This window comes from Micromonospora chokoriensis (genome assembly GCF_900091505.1).
Taxonomy (GTDB): domain Bacteria; phylum Actinomycetota; class Actinomycetes; order Mycobacteriales; family Micromonosporaceae; genus Micromonospora; species Micromonospora chokoriensis.
Genome location: NZ_LT607409.1, coordinates 3,752,431 through 3,771,546 on the forward strand (window position 1 = coordinate 3,752,431; position 19,116 = coordinate 3,771,546).

The window sequence follows — 19,116 nt, forward strand, 5'->3', positions numbered from 1 at the left end:
CGGCACGGGGCGGCCGGTCGTGACCGTGGAGTCGATCGACTTCCACGCGGTGCCGACGGACCGCTTCGCCCAGCCGGACGTGGCGACCGTCGACGTGTCCCCGGACGCGCCCGTCCGGACGGCTACCAGTGCCGTGGTCCGCGACAGCGAACCGCCGTTGGCGGAACGCCTCGCCGACCTGTCCGGCGACGAGCGGCGCCAGGCGGTGCTGGACCTGGTGCGAAGCGGGGTGGGCGTCGTGCTCGGCCACCCGACGAACACCACCTTCGACGCCGATCGGTCCTTCCAGGAGCTGGGCTTCGACTCGATGACGGCGGTGGAGTTGCGGCACCGGCTGAGCGCGATGACCGGCGTCCGGTTGCCCACGACAGTGGTCTTCGACCACCCGACGCTCGCCGCCCTCACCGACCACCTGCTGTCCCGGTTGACCCCGACGGCGGCGCCGGAGTCACCGATGGCCGAGCTCGACCGGCTGGAGGCGGCCCTCGCCGCGCTCGGCTCCGACGACCGGGAACGCGCGGCGGTCGCCACCCGCCTGCGCGACATCGCCTCCCGCTGGTCGGACGGCCCCACGGTGACCGGCGACGCGGAACTCGGCAGCCGGATCGAGTCCGCCTCGGCGGCCGAGATCTTCGACCTGATCGACAACGAACTGGGGCGGATGACGCACTGACCGGCGTGGCGCCACCGACGGCAGGCGTACCGACCGGTGCGGGTCCGGACCACCCGGACCGGCACCGGTCGGTCCGGCAGGGCCTCGCCGCCGTGACACCATCGCCCGCCGTCCGGGCCCGGCCGGCGGCGGCTGCGTCCCTTCCCCGAGAGGAGTCCCGTCCATGACCTCATCCCCCGCCGACCCGGCGCGCTGGCTGCGCCGATTCCATCCCGCCGCCGAGGACGCGGTACGGCTGGTCTGCCTGCCGCACGCGGGTGGGTCGGCAAGCTTCTTCTTCCCGATGTCCCGGGCGCTGGCCCCGCACGTGCAGGTGCTCGCCGTGCAGTACCCGGGACGGCAGGACCGGCGGCGCGAGGAGCACGTCGCCGATCTGCACCAGCTGGCCGACCAGGTGTTCGGGGCGCTGGCCGCCGCTCCACAGCAGCCGACCGCGTTGTTCGGCCACAGCCTGGGTGCCGTCGTCGCCTACGAGGTCGCGCTGCGGATGCGCGACGCCGGCCTGCCCGATCCGGTGCGCCTCTTCGCCTCCGCCCGGCGGGCCCCGTCGCGCTACCGGGACGAACGGGTCCATCGACTCGGTGACGCCGAGATCATCGACGAGCTGCGCCGGCTCAGCGGCACCCATGCGGCCACCCTGGCCGATCCGGAGCTGATTCAGTTGATCCTGCCCGCCGTCCGCAGTGACTACCAGGCCATCGAGACGTACCGTCATCGGCCGGACGCGGTGCTGGACTGCCCGGTGACCGTCCTCACCGGGGCGGACGACCCGGTGGTGTCGGCCGCCGAAGCCGACGACTGGCGGCGGCACACCACCGGCGAGGTGGAGGTGCGGACCTTCACCGGCGGGCACTTCTTCCTGGTCGACCACGCGCCGGCGGTCATCGAGCTGTTGACCTGGTCGCTGACCACCAGGGTGGCGGGCTGAGCCGCCCCGCCCCGGGCCGGGTGACCGGCCGGCGTGCGCCGCCGCACCGCCGGCCGGCAGCCGGACGCGGAAGAAGACGGCACGCGGCTGTTCGCCGCCGCACCGGCAGCCGACCACGTGGTGAGATACGTTGGCGATCATCGATCTCTGGCGACATCGTCGTCGTATGACTGGCGTGCCCTCGTCCTCGCCGCTTCGCCGCCTCCGGCCGGGTCTGCCGGCCGCCGTCGCGCTGTCGACGGCGGTTCTCGCTGCCGCCCTGGGCATGGTGACGAACGCCGACGCCAGCACCGGGACGCCGGCCGCGTACCCGGCGGTCGCCCCGGGACCCGGTCGGGCCGCGCTGTCCGCCGCGGAGCCGACAGCGACCGGGCCGTCGACACCGACCACGGCCCCCGGCACGCCGGGCACCTCGCCCCTCCCGCCGAGTACGCCCACGAATCTGACCGCCAGCGAGGTCAAGGCCGGGTCGATCACCCTCACCTGGACCGCCGCCGCGCCCGGCTGCTGCGCCATCACCGGGTACGACATCACGTACTACCAGGTGTTCAACGACGTCTACTACAGCGCCAGCGTCGGAGCCGTCACCACCACCACGATCACCACGTACATTCAGCCGGGCCGGCAGTACTCGTTCCAGGTGGCCGCCCGGGACAGCGTCGGACACCGCTCCCGCTCGACGGATCCGCTGATGGTGGTCACTCCGGTGACGGACGCCGGCCCGGACACCACCCCGCCGAGCGCCCCACGGACTCTGACCGTCGGCGAGGTGACGGCCTCGACCGGCGCGCTGTCCTGGTCGCCGTCGACCGACAACGTCGGCGTCCTCGGATACAACGTCTACCGGTTCGACGGCTGGTACTCCTCGACCCTGATCGCCACCGTGCCGGGCACGACGTACACGGCGTCGCTGCCCCAGTCGGTGCCGCTGCGGAACCTGTACTACGTGCGGGCCCGCGACGCGGCGGGCAACGTGTCCATCGCGTCCAACACCGTCGAGCTGCCCACGACGTCGACCCCGCCGACCCCTCCGCCCTCGACGTGTCGGGTGACCTACCGCAACCAGTCCGAGTGGCGGGGTGGTTTCGTGGCCACGGTGACCGTCGAGAACGTGGGGACGGCGCCGGTCGACGGCTGGATCGTCAGCTTCACCTTCCCCGGAGACCAGCAGGTCACCTCGCACTGGAACGCCACGGTCGCTCAGACCGGTGCCACCGTGACCGCCCGTGACGCCGGCTGGAACCGGGTTCTCGCGCCGAACGGCTCGGCGAGCTTCGGCGTCCAGGGGCGGTGGAGCGCCAGCGACGCGCCACCCACCGCCTTCTCGCTGAACGGCGCTCCCTGCGACGTGGGCTGAGCGTCGCCCGTCGCGCTCCGGAAGGAGTCTTTGTGAGCATCCACTCGCCCACCCACCGTCGCCGCACCACGGCCCTGCTCGGGGGTGCCCTGGCCGGCATCCTCGCCGTCTTCGGCACACCCGCACCCGTCTCCGCCGCGAACACGCTCAGCATGCGTGGTGCCGACGTGTCCTCGTTGCAGCGCAGCCTGGACCTGGGTGCCAGATACTACGACGCCGGCGGCGTCGCCCGCGACCCACTGGACATCCTGAGGTCCGTCGGCGTCAACTACGTCCGGCTGCGCGTCTGGAACAACCCGGCCAGCGGCTACAACAACAAGAGCAGGGTGTTGGCCCAGGCGAGGGTGGCCAGGGCGAAGGGCCTGAAGGTGCTCATCGACTTCCACTACTCCGACACCTGGGCCGACCCCGGCAAGCAGTACAAGCCGGCGGCCTGGGTCGGCCACAGCCTGAGCCAGTTGCGTGCCGACGTGTACGCGTTCACCTACGACGTCTGCGCGAGCCTCCGGGGGCAGGGCACACCGCCGGACAGCGTGCAGATCGGCAACGAGATCAATGTGGGCATGCTCTGGAACGAGGGGAAGGTCGTCAACAACGACTTCGCCCCGCTGGCCGGCCTGCTGAAGCAGGGTTACCAGGCGACCAAGGACTGCGGCAGCGGCATCCCGGTGATGATCCACACCGCGAACGCCGACAGCAACGCCAACGCCCGTTGGTTCTACGACGGCATCCGTTCGCAGGGCGTGCAGTGGGACATCACGGCGCTGTCGTACTACTGCGTGTGGCACGGCACCCTGGCGAACCTCTACAACAACATCGTGGACCTACGCGGCCGCTACGGTAAGCCGGTGGTGATCGCGGAGACCGCGTACCCCTTCACCCGCGACAACGCCGACAGCGAGCCGAACGCCATCGGCGACGCGACCTGTGACGGCATCAGCGCGACCTGGTCCGGGCAGGCCCAGGAGTTCGACTGGGTGCAGAACACCGCCCGCAACGCGGGCGCGATCGGTGTCTTCTACTGGGAACCGACCTGGTACGCCGTCCGCGGCAACGGATGGGACCCGGCCGACATCAACGGCACCGGAAACCAGTGGGACAACATGGCCGTCTTCGACTGGTCCGGACGGGTGAACCCGAACGTGCGCTGGACGCCCTGACCCGACAAAGACGCGCCGCCCGGGACAGGACCCGGACGGCGCGTCTCCTGGCTCGGCGCGGGCCGGCCTAGGTGCGCGTGCTCCACTGCTGGTTGGCCCCGCCGTGGCAGGCCCAGAGGTGCAGCTGCGTGCCGTTGGCGGTGCCCGAGCCGACGGCGTCGAGGCACAGCCCGGACTGGGCTCCGGTGATGGTGCCGTTGGCGTTCAGGTTCCACTGCTGGTTGGCCTGGCCGTTGCAGTCCCAGATGATGACAGCGGTGCCGTTGCTGCTGCCACCTCCACTGGCGTCCAGGCACTTGTTGCCGTACACGGTCAGGGCGCGGTTGGTGGTGTGGGTGAAGCGCTGGTTGGTGCCGCCGTGACAGTCCCAGAGCTGGGGGCGGGCGCCGTTGGCCGTGCTGGAGTTGGGGATGTCGACGCATCGGCCGGACTGGCTACCCGCGATCAGCACGTTCTGCCGGCCGGGTGGCGGTGGCGTCGTCGTCGGCGGGGGAGTGGTGGGTGGCACGGTGGACCCGAACTGGCTGAAGAACCGCCACACCTCCTGCTTGACCCAGCTCCGCGCGCCGCTCTCGCAGCCGGCGCACCCGTCCACCGGGCCTTGCTGGTGGCCTCCGTCGAACGCGGCCCAGAGGACCGGATATCCGGGCTGGCACGAGTAGGCGGTGGTGATGTGGGTCCGGCTGCCCGCCGCCGGTTCGGGCGGGTTCTGCGCCGCACAACCGTTGTTGCGGACGAACCTGTCGCGCAGCGAACGCCCGCTGGGGATGTTGTCGTTGATGCCGTGGATCCCCAGGTATGCGACCGGCTGGGTGCCCCCGCTGCATCCGCTGATCGGCCCGGGGGCGGCGATGGCCGCGACCGCGCGGAACACCGTGGGCCGCGAGCAGGCCAACGAGTAGCTCATCGCCCCGCCGTAGCTGAACCCGACCGAGAACCGTTGCGTCGTGTCCACGCAGAGGGCGTTCTCGATCGTACGGATCATGTCGTCGGTGAAGGTCACGTCCTCACCGTTGGAGTTGCCCCAGCCGTTGTTGAGGCCCTGCGGGGCGACGAAGATGGTGGTGTTGTTGGACTGCGAGAGCATGCCGTAGTAGGCCCACGCGGCTCCGTCGGTGCCGCCCGACGCAACCTGGGTGGCGGTGCCGCCCAACCAGTGGAAGCCGAAGGCCAGCCGGTGGGCGTAGGTGTTGTTGTAGCTGTCGGGCAGCCGAAGGATGAAGCTGCGGCTCTTGCCGCCGCTCTGGATGGTGTGGGTGCCGCTGTTCAGTCCGGGTGCCTTGCCGCAGCCGGCAGTGGGGGCCGCGGCCGCCGAGGTGACGGTCGTGAGGACGTACGCCCCGACGGCGAACAGGACCAGGACCGCCATGGCCGCCCCGATCCAGGGGGTGGACAGTCTGCGAAGTCGCACGGTTGGGTCTCCTTCTGCCGTCGCCGAACTCAACTCCGGCTCCATCGTTGGCCGGCCGCGCCGTTGCAGTCCCGGATCTGGACCCGGGTGCCGTTGGCGGTGCCGTTGTTGACCACGTCCAGGCACCGGCCCGAACCGACTCCGGTGATCGAGCCGTCGGAGTTGAGCCGCCACTTCTGGTTGGACTGGCCGTTGCAGTCCCAGATGATCACCGAGCTGCCGTTCGCGGTGGCGGCGCCGTTCACGTCGAGACACTTGCCGCCGAAGACGCGCAGCTCCTGGGCCGAGGTCGACGTCCAGGTCTGGTTGCTCTGCCCGTGGCAGTCCCAGATGATCGCCGCCGAGCCGTTGGACTGCGATGCGCCGTTGACGTCCAGGCACCGTCCGGAGGACGCGTTGCGCAGCGGTGACGTGCTGCCCGGCGGCGGGGTGGTCGGCGGCGGCGTGGTCGGTGGGGTGGTCGGGTCGGTGCTGCCGAACTGGGTGAAGAACCGCCACACCTCGCCCTTGGTCCAGGTCCTGGCGCCGCTGTCACCGCCGCCGTCCACCGGGCCGGGCGTGTGCCCGCCGTCGAAGGCGGCCCACACCACCGGGTAGCCGGACCGGCAGCCGGAGTAGGTGGTGGTGATGTGCGTCAGGCTGCCGGCCCTCGGCTCGGGCGGGTTCTGGGCGGTGCAGCCGTTGTTGCGGACGAACCTGTCCCGCAGGGACCGTCCGGCGGAGATGTTGAGCACCGAGTCCCCGATGCCGTGGATGCCCATGTACGCGATCGGCTGGCTGCCGTCGCTGCAACCGCTGAGCTGCCCGCCGGCGTAGACCGCGACGGCGCGGAAGACACCCGCCCGGGAGCAGGCCAGCGAATAGCTCATGCCTCCGCCGTAGCTGAAGCCGAGCGCGAAGCGCTGCGTCGTGTCGACACAGAGGTCGGCCTCGATCAGGCTGATCATGTTGTCGACGAAGGTGACGTCCTGGCCGCCGGGGTTGGCCCAGCCGTTCCCGTTGCCCTGGGGGGCGACGAAGATGGTGCTGTTGTTCGCCTGCTGCCGCAGCCCGTAGTAGGACCAGGCCGCCCCGTCCGACCCACCGCCGTCGACGTCGCCGGCGGTGCCGCCGTTCCAGTGAAAACCGAAGATCAACCGGTACGGGTGGTTGCGGTCGTAGTTGTCCGGGATCCGCAGGATGAAACTGCGGTTCTGGCCGTTGCTCTGGATGGACCGTTGGCCGCTGGTCAACGTCGGGGCCTTACCGCAGCCGGCGGTCGCCGCGGCCGGCACGACGTCCGCGGCCGACGCCGTGGTGCTCAGGCCACCGGTCAGTGCCGCCGAGCCGGCGGCCACGACGACAGCCGCCGTCGCCAGCGAAGCGAGGATGGGTCTACGTCTTGTCATGAGGGGGCTCCTGCCACTCGGCACGAATTGATGCAGGTAGAAGAGGCCGTGGTGACCACACGCGTGGCTGCCGGCTGCACCCGCCGACCACCTGGCCGCACGCGGAACCTCGGGGGAGGCGCGATGTGCCACGACGCCCGGCCGGCTCATCGGCACACGATCCCGCCGGTGCCCTCGCGACCCGTGCGGGGGGCCACCGGTCGTCGAATCGATTCGACCCGACGCTAGATCAAGCAGTGAAGTATGTCAATGTTGTGTCCGGCGGGTTGCGGACCCGGTGCCCAGGGGTGGGTGGGCAGGGCTCGTCCAGGCGACAGGGTTGCGGACGTCTGGTTCCTTGACACTCATCGATGCTATCGCTAACACTGTCCGCAACGCGACGTTAACGAGTAGAAAATATCTCCACAGTCACCTGCGGCTAACATGCCCCGCCCGAAAATCTGCGCCCCTGGCGGCCCGGAAAGCCCACGCGCCACATGGGTTGATCTTGTTAACGCTAACATAGATGATCGTTCAGAACGGGGGATCTGGATCGTGTTCGCATGGCGAAGCCCGGCGTCGGCGGTCACCGGCGGGTCCTCGGACCGGATCAACGGCGTTGTGGGCCTCCGGATCCTCGTGCTCTCCGCCGTGGCCGCTGCCGCCTTCGTGGTGGCGGCCGGCGAACCGGCCCACGCGGCCACGCTGCCCACCGGCACCCGCTCACTGGAGGCGGTCAACCAGGCCGGACGGTACGTGCGGCACATGGACTATCTGGGCCGGCTCGACCCGGTGACCTCCAGCAGCGCCGACCAGGTCAAGCTGGATGCCACCTTCACCGTGGTCAACGGTCTGTCGTCACCGCACTGCTACTCGTTCCAGACCAGGTCCGGCCTGTTCCTCCGGCACCGCGACTACCGACTCCGGGTCGACCCCAACACCGGTGACGCGACGTTCCGGGCCGACGCGACCTTCTGCGCGGTGGACGGGTCGGTCGCCGGATCGGTGGCGCTCACCTCGTACAACTATCCGGACCGGCGAATCCGGCACCGCGACTTCGCCCTCTGGCTCGACGCCTACCAGGACACCGCCGCGTTCCGGGCGGACAGCTCGTTCCGCCTCGCCGCGCCGTGGGCGCCCAGGACGACCAGGGGGCCGGTGATCCCGGGCCTCTTCGCCGACCCACACCTCGCGGTGATCAATGGCCGCTACTACCTGTACCCGACCACCGACGGGTACGCGAGCTGGGCCGGCACCTACTACAAGGCGTTCTCCTCCGCCGACCTGGTCAACTGGACCGACCACGGTGTGGTCCTCGACCACGGCCCGGACGTCACCTGGGCGGACAACTCGGCCTGGGCACCGGCGGTCGCCAGTGCCAACGGCCGCTACTACCTCTACTTCAGCGGGGGCGCGGCCAGCGGCAACACCGCCAAACACCTCGGCGTGGCCGTCGCCGACAGTCCGGTCGGGCCGTTCCGCGACGCGCTCGGGAGGCCGCTGGTCCGCAGCGACCAGTTCGCCGGTGGGCAGGCGATCGACCCGATGGTCTTCACCGACGACGACGGGCGGTCCTACCTCTACTGGGGTCAGGGCGTCGCACGGGCGGTACGCCTCAACGCCGACATGGTCTCCTTCGACCCGGCCCAGGCGAGGGTCGTCACCCCGTCCGGCTACAACGAGGCCCCGTTCGTGTTCAAACGCAACGGCCTCTACTACTTCATGTGGTCGGAGAACGACACACGCAGCGAGGACTACCGCGTCGCGTACGCCACCGGCCCATCTGCTCTCGGGCCGTGGACCAGTCGGGGCGTGGTGCTGCGGAAGCGGCTCGACGCCGGCATCAAGGGCACCGGCCACCACTCGGTGGTCCGGGCACCCGACACCGACACCTGGCACATCGCCTACCACCGGTTCGCGGTGCCCGCCGGAAACGGCACCAACCGCGAGACCGCCGTCGACCGGATGGAGTTCAACGCCGACGGCACCATCCGCCCCGTCGTACCGACCCTCTAGCCGACCCGTACGCCCCTGCGCGAAGGAGACAGACCCATGTCGAGAGCCCTCTCCCGGCTCTGTGCGGTAGCGGTCGCCGCGTGCCTGCTGTTCACCACCTGGTCGGCGGCGACACCGAAGCCCGCGGCCGCGCTCGACCCGACCGTCGGATACCTGATGGCGCACTTCACCGGTGAGTCGTCGACCGACCAGCAGATCTACCTCGCGCACAGCACCGACGGCCTCCGCTGGAACGACCTCAACAACGGCGGTCTCGTCCTGCGTTCCACGGTCGGCACCCGCGGCGTCCGCGACCCCGCCCTGGTCCGCTCGCCCGCCGGGGACCGGTACTGGATCATCGCCACGGACCTGTGCATCGGCTGCGGCCAGGACTGGTCGACAGCCATCAACAACGGCAGTCGCAACCTCGTCGTGTGGGAGTCCACCGATCTGGTCAACTGGTCGGCGCCGTGGCTGCTGAACGTCGCCGGCGCGATCCCGGACGGCCGCAACGCCTGGGCGCCGGAGGCGATCTGGAACCCGGCAACCGGCGACTACGTCCTCTACTGGGCGACGAACGTCCCCCTCAACGGTGCCACCAAGCACCGCATCTACGCCGCGCGCACGTCGAACTTCCGCAGCATCACCACGCCCCAGACGTACATCAACCGGCCGGGCAGCCAGGAACTCATCGACACCCAGATCGTCGAGGTGCCGGCCGGCGTCGGCGCGTACCGCTACGTGCGGGCGTCCCGGGACGGTCAGATCACCGTCGAGGGCAGCAACTCCATCCTCGGCACCTGGACCACCCTCGGCAACCTGTCCGGCATCGGGTTGACCGGCGCGCAGGTCGAGGGCCCGATGTGGATGCCGTTCAACGGTCGCAACGAGTGGGTGCTCTACCTGGACCAGTACGCCAGCGGGCGTGGCTACCTGCCCGTGCTGACCACCAACCCGTCGAGCCCGGGCGCCTACCGGCTGCCGGCCTCCGGCTCGTACAGCATGGGTGGCACCAAGAAGCGGCACGGCTCGATCCTCAACCTGACCGCGGCCGAGCAGACGCGGGTGCTCAACCGCTGGCCCAACACCGCTGTCAACCGGATCCAGTCGTACAACTTCCAGGACCGGTACGTGCGGCACGCCGACTACGACGCCCGCATCGACCCGAACGTCAGCCCGGCCCAGGACGGGCAGTGGCGGCTCGTGCCCGGCCTGGCCGGCTCCGGAACGGTCTCCATCCAGTCGGTCAACTACCCGGGTCACTACCTGCGTCACTACGGGTTCGACTTCCGGCTGGAGGCCAACGACGGCTCCACCACCTTCGCCGCCGACGCCACCTTCCGCCAGGTGGCCGGGCTGGCCAACTCGTCGTGGACGTCGTTCCAGTCCTACAGCCACCCGGACCGCTACATCCGGCACTACAGCTACCTGCTCCGGCTCGATCCGGTGAGCGACGCCCAGAGCCGCGCCGACGCGACGTTCCGGGTGACCAGCTGAGCCCGACCTCCACCCCGATTGGACATCTCATGACCCGAAGCACGTCGTGGAGTACGCGGTCCCTGCGCCGGCCGCTGATCGCCCTGGTGGCCGCGCTGACAGCGATGGCCGGCGTCGTCGTCGTCACGTCGTCGCCGGCGACCGCCGCCACCAACCAGTTCCGAGGCATGAACTGGGCGGTGCTGGGTGACAACTTCAGCACCGGCCCGCTCGTCGTGCAGGGTCTGAGCTCGTCGGACAGCAACGCGACGGTGCGGGCCAAGGCCAACGCCCTCTACGACGACATGGCCGCCACCATGGGAGTCAACACCGTCCGGCTGCCCATCAACACCCACACCGTGGGGACGGCCTGGTGGGAGGCCTACCGGGGTGCCATCGACGCGGCCACCGCGCGGGGCTTCAAGGTGATCCTGGCGTACTGGGAGGACGGCGCCGCCTCCGGCGGCAGGATCACCAACCTCGCCGCCTGGAACGCGATGTGGTCCACAGTGACCAACACGTACGGCGGGAACGCCAACGTCTACTTCGAGCCGATGAACGAGCCGCACGGCTACAGCTCGGCGGAGTGGCGCACCGTGGCCGCGAACTGGCTCACCTACCACTACTCCGCGGTGCCCGGTCGGGTGCTCATCGGCGGCACCGGCTTCAGCCAGGACCTGCGGGACATCTGCAACGACAGCCGCTTCAACTCCACGCTGCTCTCGTTCCACCACTACGCCTTCTTCTACGGCGCGATGACCTACGACGCCTTCCGCAGCCACATCCAGACCCGGCTCGGCAACTGCGCCTCCCGGGCGGTCGCGACCGAGTTCGGCGCGCCCATGAACGACGGCCGCAACTACGCCGACGCGAACAGCACCGACAACTTCGTCCGCCACATCCGGGCCATGGCCCAGGTCATGCGCGACAACCAGATGGGCGGCACCTACTGGCCCGCCCTCGGCGGAAAGCCGGGCACCATCGGGTACGACTGGTACTCGATGTTCTCCCTCAGCGGCAGCGGCACCAGCCTCGACCTGACCATCCGCAACCCCACCGGCGCCGACCGGATCCGGTACGCGTGGGGCGACACCGTCGGCAACGACCCCACGACGCCTCCACCGGCGACGGGGACGTTCTACCGGATCACCGTGCGGCACAGCGGCAAGGCCATGGACGTCCAGCAACCGAACACCGACAACGGCGCGCGCGTCGGCCAGTACACGTACGCCGGCAACGCGTGGCAGCAGTGGCAGTTCCAGGACGCCGGCAGCGGCTGGTGGCGTATCGTCAGCCGGCACAGCGGCAGGTGCCTCGACGTGACGAGCGCGTCGACCGCCGACGGTGCCGACCTCATCCAGTACACCTGCGGTACCGGCACCAACCAGCAGTTCCAGATGGTCACCAACGGCGGCTACTTCCAGCTGCGCGCCCGACACAGCGGCAAGTGCGTGGACGTTCCGGCCGCGTCGACAGCCGACGGCGTGATCCTCAAGCAGTACCCGTGCAACACCGGTGCCAACCAGCAGTGGTCACGGACGGCCGTCTGACCGACCGCGATTTCCTCCACGTTCGCGGAGTCGACCGATGTCGACATCATCGACGACCGAGTACGGTTTCGGTGCCCGACACGTACGGGCGTCGACGGCACGTCTCCGGGGCGCGGGAACCGCCGGCCCGGTGGCGACGGACCGGAGGAGGGAACGAGGGTGGCGCAGCGCAGAGCATTGGTGGTTCGGGGCGGGTGGGAGGGACACCAGCCGGTCAAGGCGACGGAGTTGTTCATCCCCTTCCTCGAGGACAACGGCTATGCCGTACGGGTCGAGGAGTCGACGGAGGTCTACGCCGACGCCGCCGAGATGGCCGCCACCGACCTCGTCGTGCAGTGCATGACGATGTCGCAGATCACCGCGGCCGAGGTGGCGGGCCTGAGCGCTGCGGTCATCGCCGGCACGGGCTTCACCGGCTGGCACGGCGGCATCGTGGACTCGTTCCGCGCGTCGTCGGACTACCTGCACCTGGTGGGCGGTCAGTTCGCGACCCACCCGGGTAAGGAGCCGTGCGGGCGGCACGGTGAGCCGGAGGACAACTTCCTGCCGCACACCGTGCACGTCACGGACCTCGGCCGGGAGCACCCGATCACCACCGGGGTCGGGGACTTCGACCTGGTCACCGAGCAGTACTGGGTGCTGCACGACGACCTGATCGACGTACTGGCAGTGACCACCCACCCGACCCAGGAGTGGCACCCGTGGCACCGGCCGGTCACCTCGCCGGCGATCTGGACCCGACAGTGGGGTGCCGGGCGTGTCGTCGTGACGACCCCCGGGCACAGCCTCGACGTGCTGGAGCACCCGAGCGTTCGTACCGTGATCGAGAGGGGGATGGTGTGGGCGACTCGCACCGCGTCGGCGTCATAGGTCTCGGGGTCATCTCCCGCGCGTACCTGGACACCCTCGCGAACCACCCCGCGGTGAGCATCGTCGCGCTGGCCGACCTCGACGCCGCCCGGTCGGCCGAGGCCGCAGCCAAGATCCCCGGCGCGGAGGCGGTGAGCCCCGAGAGTCTGCTCGCCCGCCCGGACGTGCAGACGGTCCTCAACCTCACGATTCCCGCGGCCCACGCCGACATCTCGCTCGCCGCGATCGACGCGGGCAAGAACGTGTACGTGGAGAAGCCGCTCGCGGTGAGGCTCGCGGACGGTCGCTCGATCGTCGAACGGGCCGGGTCGGCCGGCGTCCTCGTCGGGTGCGCGCCGGACACCGTCCTGGGCACCGGTACGCAGACGGCACGGGCGGCGATCGACGGCGGCCTCATCGGGCGACCGATGTCCGCCTCGGCAGTCATGGTCACGGCGGGGCACGAGCGCTGGCACCCCCACCCCGACTTCTACTACGTCCCGGGCGGCGGCCCGTTGCTGGACATGGGGCCGTACTACATCTCGGCGCTCATCCACCTGCTCGGGCCGGTCCGCGCGGTGACCGGAGCCGCCAGCCGGCTGCGCGCCGAGCGTGTCATCGGTTCGGGTCCGCGTGCCGGCCAGCGGATCCCGGTCGAGGTGGACACCCATGTGACAGGCGTGCTCGAACACGTCGACGGGGCTCTCTCCACCATCACCACGAGCTTCGACGGCGTCACCACGACGGCCGCGCCGATCGAGGTCCACGGGGAGACCGGCACACTCGCGGTGCCCGACCCGAACTACTTCGACGGGGAGGTGCGACTCTTCGCGCTCGGCGGCAGCGAGTGGCGCGTCCTCGAACCGCAGGCCGGTTACGCCGACAGCTCGCGGGGCATCGGCCTGATCGACCTGGTCGGCGCCGACGGTCAGCGTCCGCCGCGCGCCGGTGGTGACCTCGCGCTGCACGTGCTCGAAACGATGACGACCCTGCTCCGTTCGGCGGCCGAGGGCCGGCGGATCGAGCTGACGACGACGGCGGAGCGGCCCGCGCCGGTCCCGCTCACCCCGGCCGAGGAGTGGCAGGCCCGGCACGCGTACGGACACTGACCGGGGCTCCGGTCAGGTGGTGGTGAGATCGGCCGCGCCGAAGGAGACCGAGAACCGCTTGCACCAGATGGAGACGCTGCGGAAGTCGGCCGGATCGGCCGACGCCGGCAGGTCGTACACCTGGTTGCCCTTGTTGCCCTTGAGCCGTGCCAGCTCGACCCACTTCCCGTCGTCGAACACCCTCCAGCCGGCCGTGCCGCGGATGACCGGCTGGTCGGTCAGCCACACCCTCAGGTCCGGACCGTTCGACGTGTCCAGGTCGCGGATGACGAGCTGGTGACGCCCGTTGGTGAGCCTGCGGATCTCGGCGCTGCCGGTGGTCTCGTGCTCGTGGGTGACGAAGTCGCCGGCGGCCAGGACCTGCTCCGCCGCCGGTGCGGTCGCCGAGGCCACCGGGCTCGCGGCCACCGGGCTCGCGGTGACCGACGGCGCAGTGGACGCGGGGGCGGAGGTGACCGGTGTCGGCCCGGCGGGGGGCAGCGCGTCGTCGACGTACGTGTCGGTGAACAGCTTCCACGGCTGGAACCAGTAGAGGGCCACGAGGGCCACGACGACAGCGGCGGCGACAGCGGCCCGCGCCAGCGGCGACCGGAGGATCCATTTTCCCACCAGCCGAGCGTACGGTTGCGACCGCCGTCGCACCGGTCGCGAACCCTTTCGGAACCCTTACGGCGCGGACCGGCGGGCGTCAGGGCAGCGTGAGGCCGCTCTCCGTGTCGGCCAGAGCATCTGCGCAGACGCAGCCTCCCTGGTCCGGCGGCAACGCCGTCACCGCGTCGGCGAGCAGGACGCGCAGGCGATCGAGGTTCTGGGCGAAGACGGTGAACACCTCCTGCTGGGTCACGCCGTGACCGATCTCGACACCCGAGTCGTGGTCGGTCACCAGTGACAGCGCGGTATAGCAGACCGCCAGTTCGCGTGCCAGCACCGCTTCGGGGTGGCCGGTCATGCCGACGGTCGACCAACCCGCCCGGGCGTACCACTGTGATTCGGCGCGGGTGGAGAACCGCGGCCCTTCGATGACGACCATGGTCCCGCCGTCGACCGGACGCCAGCCGTTGGTCCGGGCGGCGTCGAGGACCGTGGCCCGTCCGACCGGACAGTAGGGATCGGCGAACGGCACATGGACGACCCGGGGGACCCGCCCGTCCGGGCGCAGCCTCCCGTCGTAGTAGGTCTGCTCGCGACCGTTGGTCCGGTCGACCAGTTGGTCCGGCACGACGAGGGTGCCGGGGCCCAGCTCCGGTTGCAGGCCGCCCACGGCGCCCGGAGCGAGCACCTGGCGGACGCCGACCGTCCGCAGCGCCCACAGGTTGGCCCGGTAGTTGATGCGGTGCGGGGGGAGGGTGTGCCGACGCCCGTGCCGGGGCAGGAACGCCACCGTCCGCCCGGCGACGTGCCCGATGGAGAGTGCGTCGCTCGGCGGTCCGTACGGGGTGTCGATCCGGACCTCGGTGACGTCGTCGAGGAACTCGTAGAGACCCGACCCGCCGATGACCCCGACCGGCGGACGGTTGGATCGTCCTTCAGACATGGGGAGGTGTCCTCTCTGTGGGGTCCGCGGGTTGGTCGGTTCGCCGGGCCGGGTCGCGGTGACCGACGATGGCGTCGACGACCAGCACGATCGCGACGACAGCCCAGAGGACGGCCAGCCCGGTGGCCAGCCCGAGTGGGTAGTCACGGTCCGGCAGGCCCGGATTCGGCGGCGCCGAGGGCGGTCGCCACAGCAGTGGCACCGCGATCAGCAGCAACGTTGCGCTCCCCATCAGACCTGCGGTGATCCAGGCCAACCGCAGTCGGTTCGCCACCAGTCGGCCCAGCCCGAGCCCGACCAGTCCGACCAGCGGCGCCACCAGGAGGTCGTGCAGCACCGGACCGCCGATCAGCCACGGCACTGTGGTGTCGAGTTGAGGACGGAGCAGCCAACCGCCGTACGCCGCCGCCGCGACGCCGAGCACGAGCAGGAGCAGTCGGACGGCCCTCACCGCAGCACCTCCAGCCGGGCCAGCCACTTGGTCTGGAGGACGCCCGGTCGGCTCGGAGCGATGAGGCGGCAGGGGTAACCGTGGTCGGGGGACAGTTCCTCGCCGTTGATCCTGAGCGCGAGCAGGGTGAGCGGGTCACCGACGTGGGTCGCCGGAAGCGTGCTGACGGCGTACAGGCCGTCGGTCTCCAGCGAGGAGATCCGCACCGCCCGGTCGGTCGGCGCGCCGGCCAGCCGGAGCAGGTCGACGACGGGTACGCCCGTCCAGTCGGCGGAGGCGCTCCAGCCCTCGACGCAGGCGATCGGCAGATGCGCCGTGCGCTGGGGGAGGGCGGCCAGTTCGGCAAGGGAGAAGACCGCCCTGCCACCCGTCCAGACGATCTCCAGCCGCCAGTCCGGTGGAACGGTGATGTGCGCTGCTGCCGCCGTCCGGTTGATCGGGATGCCCTGCGGCCCGGTCGCGGAGCGCCACGCCAGCGGGGAGACCCGACGCAACCACGGCACGGTGACCCCGGCGGTGGCCAGCACCGCCACACCGGCGACGCCCGCCGAGGTACGCAGGAACAAGCGCCGTCCGGACGAGTCCGGGTCGTCTGGTCGCAGCGGCGTGCCCAGCGCCGCGCGGGCGATCGGGAGCTTCACCGCGATGTGCAGCAGCAGCCCGCCCACCAGCAGCCAGGCGACCGCGTGGTGGGCCGCCGGGAAGAAGAATCCCCACGGGTACGACTGGGCGACGTTGAACAGGCCGGTGACCAGTTCGAAGAACGCGGCGCAGACCAGGACCAGGACGGAGATCCGTTCGAGGGCGTGCGCGGACAGCCGGATCGGCTGGCGCACCGGCGGACGGACGAACAGCCGGGGGTAGACGCTCCACAGCTTGCCCAGTAGCAGCGGGATCGCGGCGATTCCGGAGAGCACGTGGGTGCCCTGGGTGATCCGGTAGAGGTTGACCGGTCGACTCGGCCAGGTGAACCAGCCTGGCGGGTGCTGGACGTAGTGGCTGAGGACACCGGTGACGAAGCACAACCCGAACGCCACCCCGAGCCAGAGACCGAGCCGGGCGGCGACCAGCGGCGAGTGCGACGGGGCGGTGAAGTCCTCGGGGACGGGGATGCGCGCTCGGCGGGTCATGCGGCCGCCAACTCGGCGAACCAGCGTGGCCCGAGTCGGATCGTGTCCACGACCCGCAGGCCGGCAGCGGCTGCGGCACCCGCCACCGCCTCCGCTCCGACGCGCGCCCAGCGGAACGTCGGCCCCGGTCGTGCCCCTTCGTCGGAGGTTCGGGACAGGACGTACGCCTGCCCCTGCCACAGCCCGGCGCCCGGGGGCTCGACCTCGACCACGAGCGTTCCGTCCGCCGCGATCAGCGTGCCGCACCGGCGCAGCAGCCGGACCGGGTCGCCGCCGATGCCGATGTTGCCGTCCACGAGCAGGGCGTGCGCCCACCGGCCCTCGCCGGGAAGTGGTTCGAAGACGTCGCGGCGCAGGGCGACCACACCTCGGCCCTGGGTCAGTCGTACCGCCTCCGCCGAGATGTCCACGCCCAGCGCGACGAGCCCTTGCTGGACGAGTGCCCTGGTCAGCCGACCGGGACCGCAACCGAGGTCGATCGTGGGGCCGGAGCAGCGCGCGGCGATGGACGTGATGGCCGGTTCGGGCGGGCCGTGCCAGCGCCGCACCGGCAACGGGTCCCGCCGCCCGTCGGTGTGCACGAGCCAGTGGTCGGCGTCGGCCGGCGGTGCGCAGGTGTCCTGGTCGGCGGACCGGCTGTCGCGCCCGCCCCACAGGAGATCGAAGCCGTCGAGGGCGATCGTCGAGGTCACCGGAGGCGTCCGCTCGACAGGTGGCCGCCCACCGACTCGACGGCGTCCGCGAACCGGGTGCCGGGCAGGTCGACGGCGACTGCCAGCGCGGCCGGCCAGTCGTCGACGTCCCGTTGCACGGGAAGGATCGCCGGGTCGGTGCCGTGGTCGCGGAGCGCGGCGAGAGTACGTCGACCGGTGTCGTCGGTCGACATGGGCACGTCGCGCAACACCCTCGCGCCCGCCGGGTCGCGTAGCCCGAGCGCCCACCAGCCGCCGTCGAGCGCCGGCCCGAACACCGCCTCGTGGTCGGCGAGCCGTGCCAGCGCGGTGGCGAGCAGGGCCGGGCGGATCTGCGGCGTGTCCATGCCGATCTGCAACACCGGGCGGCCGGGGAAGGTCGCGGCGGTGTCGGAGTGCGCGTTCGCGAGGCGGTCGGCGAGGGTGTCGCCGCGCTGTGCAAGGAGGTGCCAACCCGCCAGCGCGGCGGTCAGTTCCGCGCCGTACTCGGCGTCGGCGAACCGGCCGGTGTGGGCCAGCACGGGAATGGTCGACGGCGTGGCGCGCACCGCCGCGAGGGTGTCCAACAACGCCGCCGCCGCGATCCGGGCGGCCTGGGTGGGACTCGCCGGCGGGCAGAGCCGCGTCTTGGCCTGCCCCGGGACCGGTGCCTTGGCGACCACGAGCAGGACGTTCACCGGCCACCACCGGCGTCGGCGCGCAACACTCCGGCGAAGTCCCGGGCCGCCCGCACCGTGCCCCGGACCGACCCGGAGACCTTCGACCTGGTGCCGGCGGCTCGGGGCGCGTAGGCGACGTCCAGCTCGACGATCCGCCAGCCCGCCTGGGCCGCGCGGAGCAGCAGTTCCAACGGGTAGCCGAACGCGCGGTCGTCGACACCGAGCCCCAACAGCGCCGCCCGGCGGGCCACCCGGATCGGGCTGATGTCGTACACCGGTACGCCGCGGCGCCGCAGCAGTGCGGCGACCAGGGCGTTTCCCGTTCGGGCATGCCACGGCCAGGCGTCCGCCGAGACCGGCCGACGCCGGCCGACGGCGAGATCCGCCCGGCCGTCGAGCACCGTCGCGACCAGTCCGGGCAACTCGGCCGGGTCGAACGAGCCGTCCGCGTCGAGGACGCAGACCAGCTCGGCGTCCGCAGCCAGGAGGCCGGTGTGTACGGCCGCGCCGTAGCCGCGTCGTGGCTCGTGGACGACCAGAGCCCCGTGGTCGGCGGCGATCCTCGGCGAGCCGTCCGTGGACCCGTTGTCGACCACGACGGCGCGGTAGCCGGGCGGCAGCCCGCTCAGTACGGCAGGCAGTGCGGCCGCCTCGTCCAGACACGGCAGCACCACGTCGATCGTTGTGCGCATACCGGCGACGCTAGGCCCGCGACGGACCGTCCGGATCGTCGTGCCGCCTTACGAATCGCTTACGCGGCAACGGATCTTACAAG

General features: G+C 71.1%; 17 protein-coding genes and 1 pseudogene. 9 read left to right on the forward strand and 9 right to left on the reverse strand.

Annotation, left to right across the window (positions count from 1 at the left end):
* Nucleotides 1-277 precede the first annotated feature (277 nt).
* The 4 genes and pseudogenes from GA0070612_RS33125 to GA0070612_RS17470 form a co-directional block, all read left to right on the forward strand.
* Nucleotides 278-673 (forward strand): annotated as a pseudogene (locus GA0070612_RS33125) (phosphopantetheine-binding protein); the annotation flags it as partial.
* Nucleotides 674-836: 163 nt separating this feature from the next.
* Entirely contained in the window at nt 837-1,601 is a 765-nt protein-coding gene (locus tag GA0070612_RS17460) for a thioesterase II family protein (protein WP_088988864.1), read from the forward strand.
* Nucleotides 1,602-1,767: 166 nt separating this feature from the next.
* Entirely contained in the window at nt 1,768-2,958 is a 1,191-nt protein-coding gene (locus GA0070612_RS17465) for a cellulose binding domain-containing protein (RefSeq protein ID WP_088988865.1), read from the forward strand.
* Nucleotides 2,959-3,032: 74 nt separating this feature from the next.
* The gene (locus tag GA0070612_RS17470) at nt 3,033-4,118 is read left to right on the forward strand and encodes a glycoside hydrolase family 53 protein (protein ID WP_088991570.1); all 1,086 of its coding nucleotides are present in this window, start codon (nt 3,033-3,035) and stop codon (nt 4,116-4,118) included.
* A 67-nt stretch (nt 4,119-4,185) separates the two neighbouring features.
* On the opposite strand, the gene GA0070612_RS17475 is transcribed toward GA0070612_RS17470, so the two are convergent.
* Nucleotides 4,186-5,487, reverse strand: coding sequence for a ricin-type beta-trefoil lectin domain protein (locus GA0070612_RS17475; protein WP_088988866.1), 1,302 nt, complete (start codon nt 5,485-5,487; stop codon nt 4,186-4,188).
* A gap of 71 nt (nt 5,488-5,558) precedes the next feature.
* A complete protein-coding gene (locus tag GA0070612_RS17480; RefSeq protein ID WP_088988867.1) occupies nt 5,559-6,917 on the reverse strand; it encodes a ricin-type beta-trefoil lectin domain protein in 1,359 nt (452 codons plus the stop codon).
* A gap of 534 nt (nt 6,918-7,451) precedes the next feature.
* On the opposite strand from GA0070612_RS17480, the gene GA0070612_RS17485 reads away from it, so the two are divergent.
* The 5 genes from GA0070612_RS17485 (at nt 7,452) to GA0070612_RS17505 (ending at nt 13,875) form a co-directional block, all read left to right on the forward strand.
* On the forward strand, nt 7,452-8,912 hold the full coding sequence (locus GA0070612_RS17485) for a family 43 glycosylhydrolase (protein ID WP_157742525.1): 1,461 nt from the start codon (nt 7,452-7,454) through the stop codon (nt 8,910-8,912).
* A gap of 36 nt (nt 8,913-8,948) precedes the next feature.
* A complete protein-coding gene (locus GA0070612_RS17490) occupies nt 8,949-10,388 on the forward strand; it encodes a glycoside hydrolase family 43 protein (RefSeq protein ID WP_088988869.1) in 1,440 nt (479 codons plus the stop codon).
* Nucleotides 10,389-10,417: 29 nt separating this feature from the next.
* Nucleotides 10,418-11,917, forward strand: coding sequence for an RICIN domain-containing protein (locus tag GA0070612_RS17495; protein ID WP_088988870.1), 1,500 nt, complete (start codon nt 10,418-10,420; stop codon nt 11,915-11,917).
* A gap of 159 nt (nt 11,918-12,076) precedes the next feature.
* Nucleotides 12,077-12,787, forward strand: coding sequence for a ThuA domain-containing protein (locus GA0070612_RS17500; RefSeq protein ID WP_088988871.1), 711 nt, complete (start codon nt 12,077-12,079; stop codon nt 12,785-12,787).
* Nucleotides 12,757-13,875 carry a Gfo/Idh/MocA family protein gene (locus GA0070612_RS17505; protein ID WP_088988872.1) on the forward strand — a complete coding sequence of 373 codons (1,119 nt, stop codon included), beginning with the start codon at nt 12,757-12,759 and terminating at the stop codon, nt 13,873-13,875. Before GA0070612_RS17500 ends, GA0070612_RS17505 begins: the two co-directional genes overlap by 31 nt.
* A gap of 12 nt (nt 13,876-13,887) precedes the next feature.
* Here the strand turns inward: GA0070612_RS17505 and GA0070612_RS17510 are convergent, their stop codons facing one another.
* The 7 genes from GA0070612_RS17510 to GA0070612_RS17540 all read right to left on the reverse strand — a co-directional run bounded on the left by GA0070612_RS17510 (nt 13,888) and on the right by GA0070612_RS17540 (nt 19,033).
* Nucleotides 13,888-14,484, reverse strand: coding sequence for a DM13 domain-containing protein (locus GA0070612_RS17510; RefSeq protein WP_088991571.1), 597 nt, complete (start codon nt 14,482-14,484; stop codon nt 13,888-13,890).
* Between the two features lie 79 nt (nt 14,485-14,563).
* Nucleotides 14,564-15,409: an S-methyl-5'-thioadenosine phosphorylase gene (locus GA0070612_RS17515; RefSeq protein ID WP_088988873.1), complete on the reverse strand. Its 846-nt coding sequence runs from the start codon at nt 15,407-15,409 to the stop codon at nt 14,564-14,566.
* Nucleotides 15,402-15,860, reverse strand: coding sequence for a hypothetical protein (locus GA0070612_RS17520; protein WP_088988874.1), 459 nt, complete (start codon nt 15,858-15,860; stop codon nt 15,402-15,404). Before GA0070612_RS17520 ends, GA0070612_RS17515 begins: the two co-directional genes overlap by 8 nt.
* Nucleotides 15,857-16,990 (reverse strand): molybdopterin-dependent oxidoreductase, encoded by a 1,134-nt coding sequence (locus tag GA0070612_RS17525; protein WP_088988875.1) that lies wholly within the window; start codon nt 16,988-16,990, stop codon nt 15,857-15,859. The genes GA0070612_RS17520 and GA0070612_RS17525 overlap by 4 nt, the downstream gene beginning before the upstream one ends.
* Nucleotides 16,987-17,682: a methyltransferase domain-containing protein gene (locus GA0070612_RS17530; protein ID WP_231924222.1), complete on the reverse strand. Its 696-nt coding sequence runs from the start codon at nt 17,680-17,682 to the stop codon at nt 16,987-16,989. Before GA0070612_RS17530 ends, GA0070612_RS17525 begins: the two co-directional genes overlap by 4 nt.
* Complete coding sequence (locus GA0070612_RS17535; RefSeq protein ID WP_088988876.1) at nt 17,679-18,359, reverse strand: TIGR04282 family arsenosugar biosynthesis glycosyltransferase; 681 nt, start codon at nt 18,357-18,359, stop codon at nt 17,679-17,681. Before GA0070612_RS17535 ends, GA0070612_RS17530 begins: the two co-directional genes overlap by 4 nt.
* Complete coding sequence (locus GA0070612_RS17540) at nt 18,356-19,033, reverse strand: glycosyltransferase family 2 protein (protein WP_088988877.1); 678 nt, start codon at nt 19,031-19,033, stop codon at nt 18,356-18,358. Before GA0070612_RS17540 ends, GA0070612_RS17535 begins: the two co-directional genes overlap by 4 nt.
* Nucleotides 19,034-19,116 lie beyond the last annotated feature (83 nt).

Coding starts and splice junctions, on each gene's coding strand:
- GA0070612_RS17460 (WP_088988864.1), top strand. CDS start 837: ATGACCTCATCCCCCGCCGACCCGGCGCGCTGGCTGCGCCGATTCCAT.
- GA0070612_RS17465 (WP_088988865.1), top strand. CDS start 1,768: ATGACTGGCGTGCCCTCGTCCTCGCCGCTTCGCCGCCTCCGGCCGGGT.
- GA0070612_RS17475 (WP_088988866.1), bottom strand. CDS start 5,487: ATGGCGGTCCTGGTCCTGTTCGCCGTCGGGGCGTACGTCCTCACGACC.
- GA0070612_RS17480 (WP_088988867.1), bottom strand. CDS start 6,917: ATGACAAGACGTAGACCCATCCTCGCTTCGCTGGCGACGGCGGCTGTC.
- GA0070612_RS17490 (WP_088988869.1), top strand. CDS start 8,949: ATGTCGAGAGCCCTCTCCCGGCTCTGTGCGGTAGCGGTCGCCGCGTGC.
- GA0070612_RS17495 (WP_088988870.1), top strand. CDS start 10,418: ATGACCCGAAGCACGTCGTGGAGTACGCGGTCCCTGCGCCGGCCGCTG.
- GA0070612_RS17515 (WP_088988873.1), bottom strand. CDS start 15,409: ATGTCTGAAGGACGATCCAACCGTCCGCCGGTCGGGGTCATCGGCGGG.
- GA0070612_RS17525 (WP_088988875.1), bottom strand. CDS start 16,990: ATGACCCGCCGAGCGCGCATCCCCGTCCCCGAGGACTTCACCGCCCCG.
- GA0070612_RS17540 (WP_088988877.1), bottom strand. CDS start 19,033: ATGCGCACAACGATCGACGTGGTGCTGCCGTGTCTGGACGAGGCGGCC.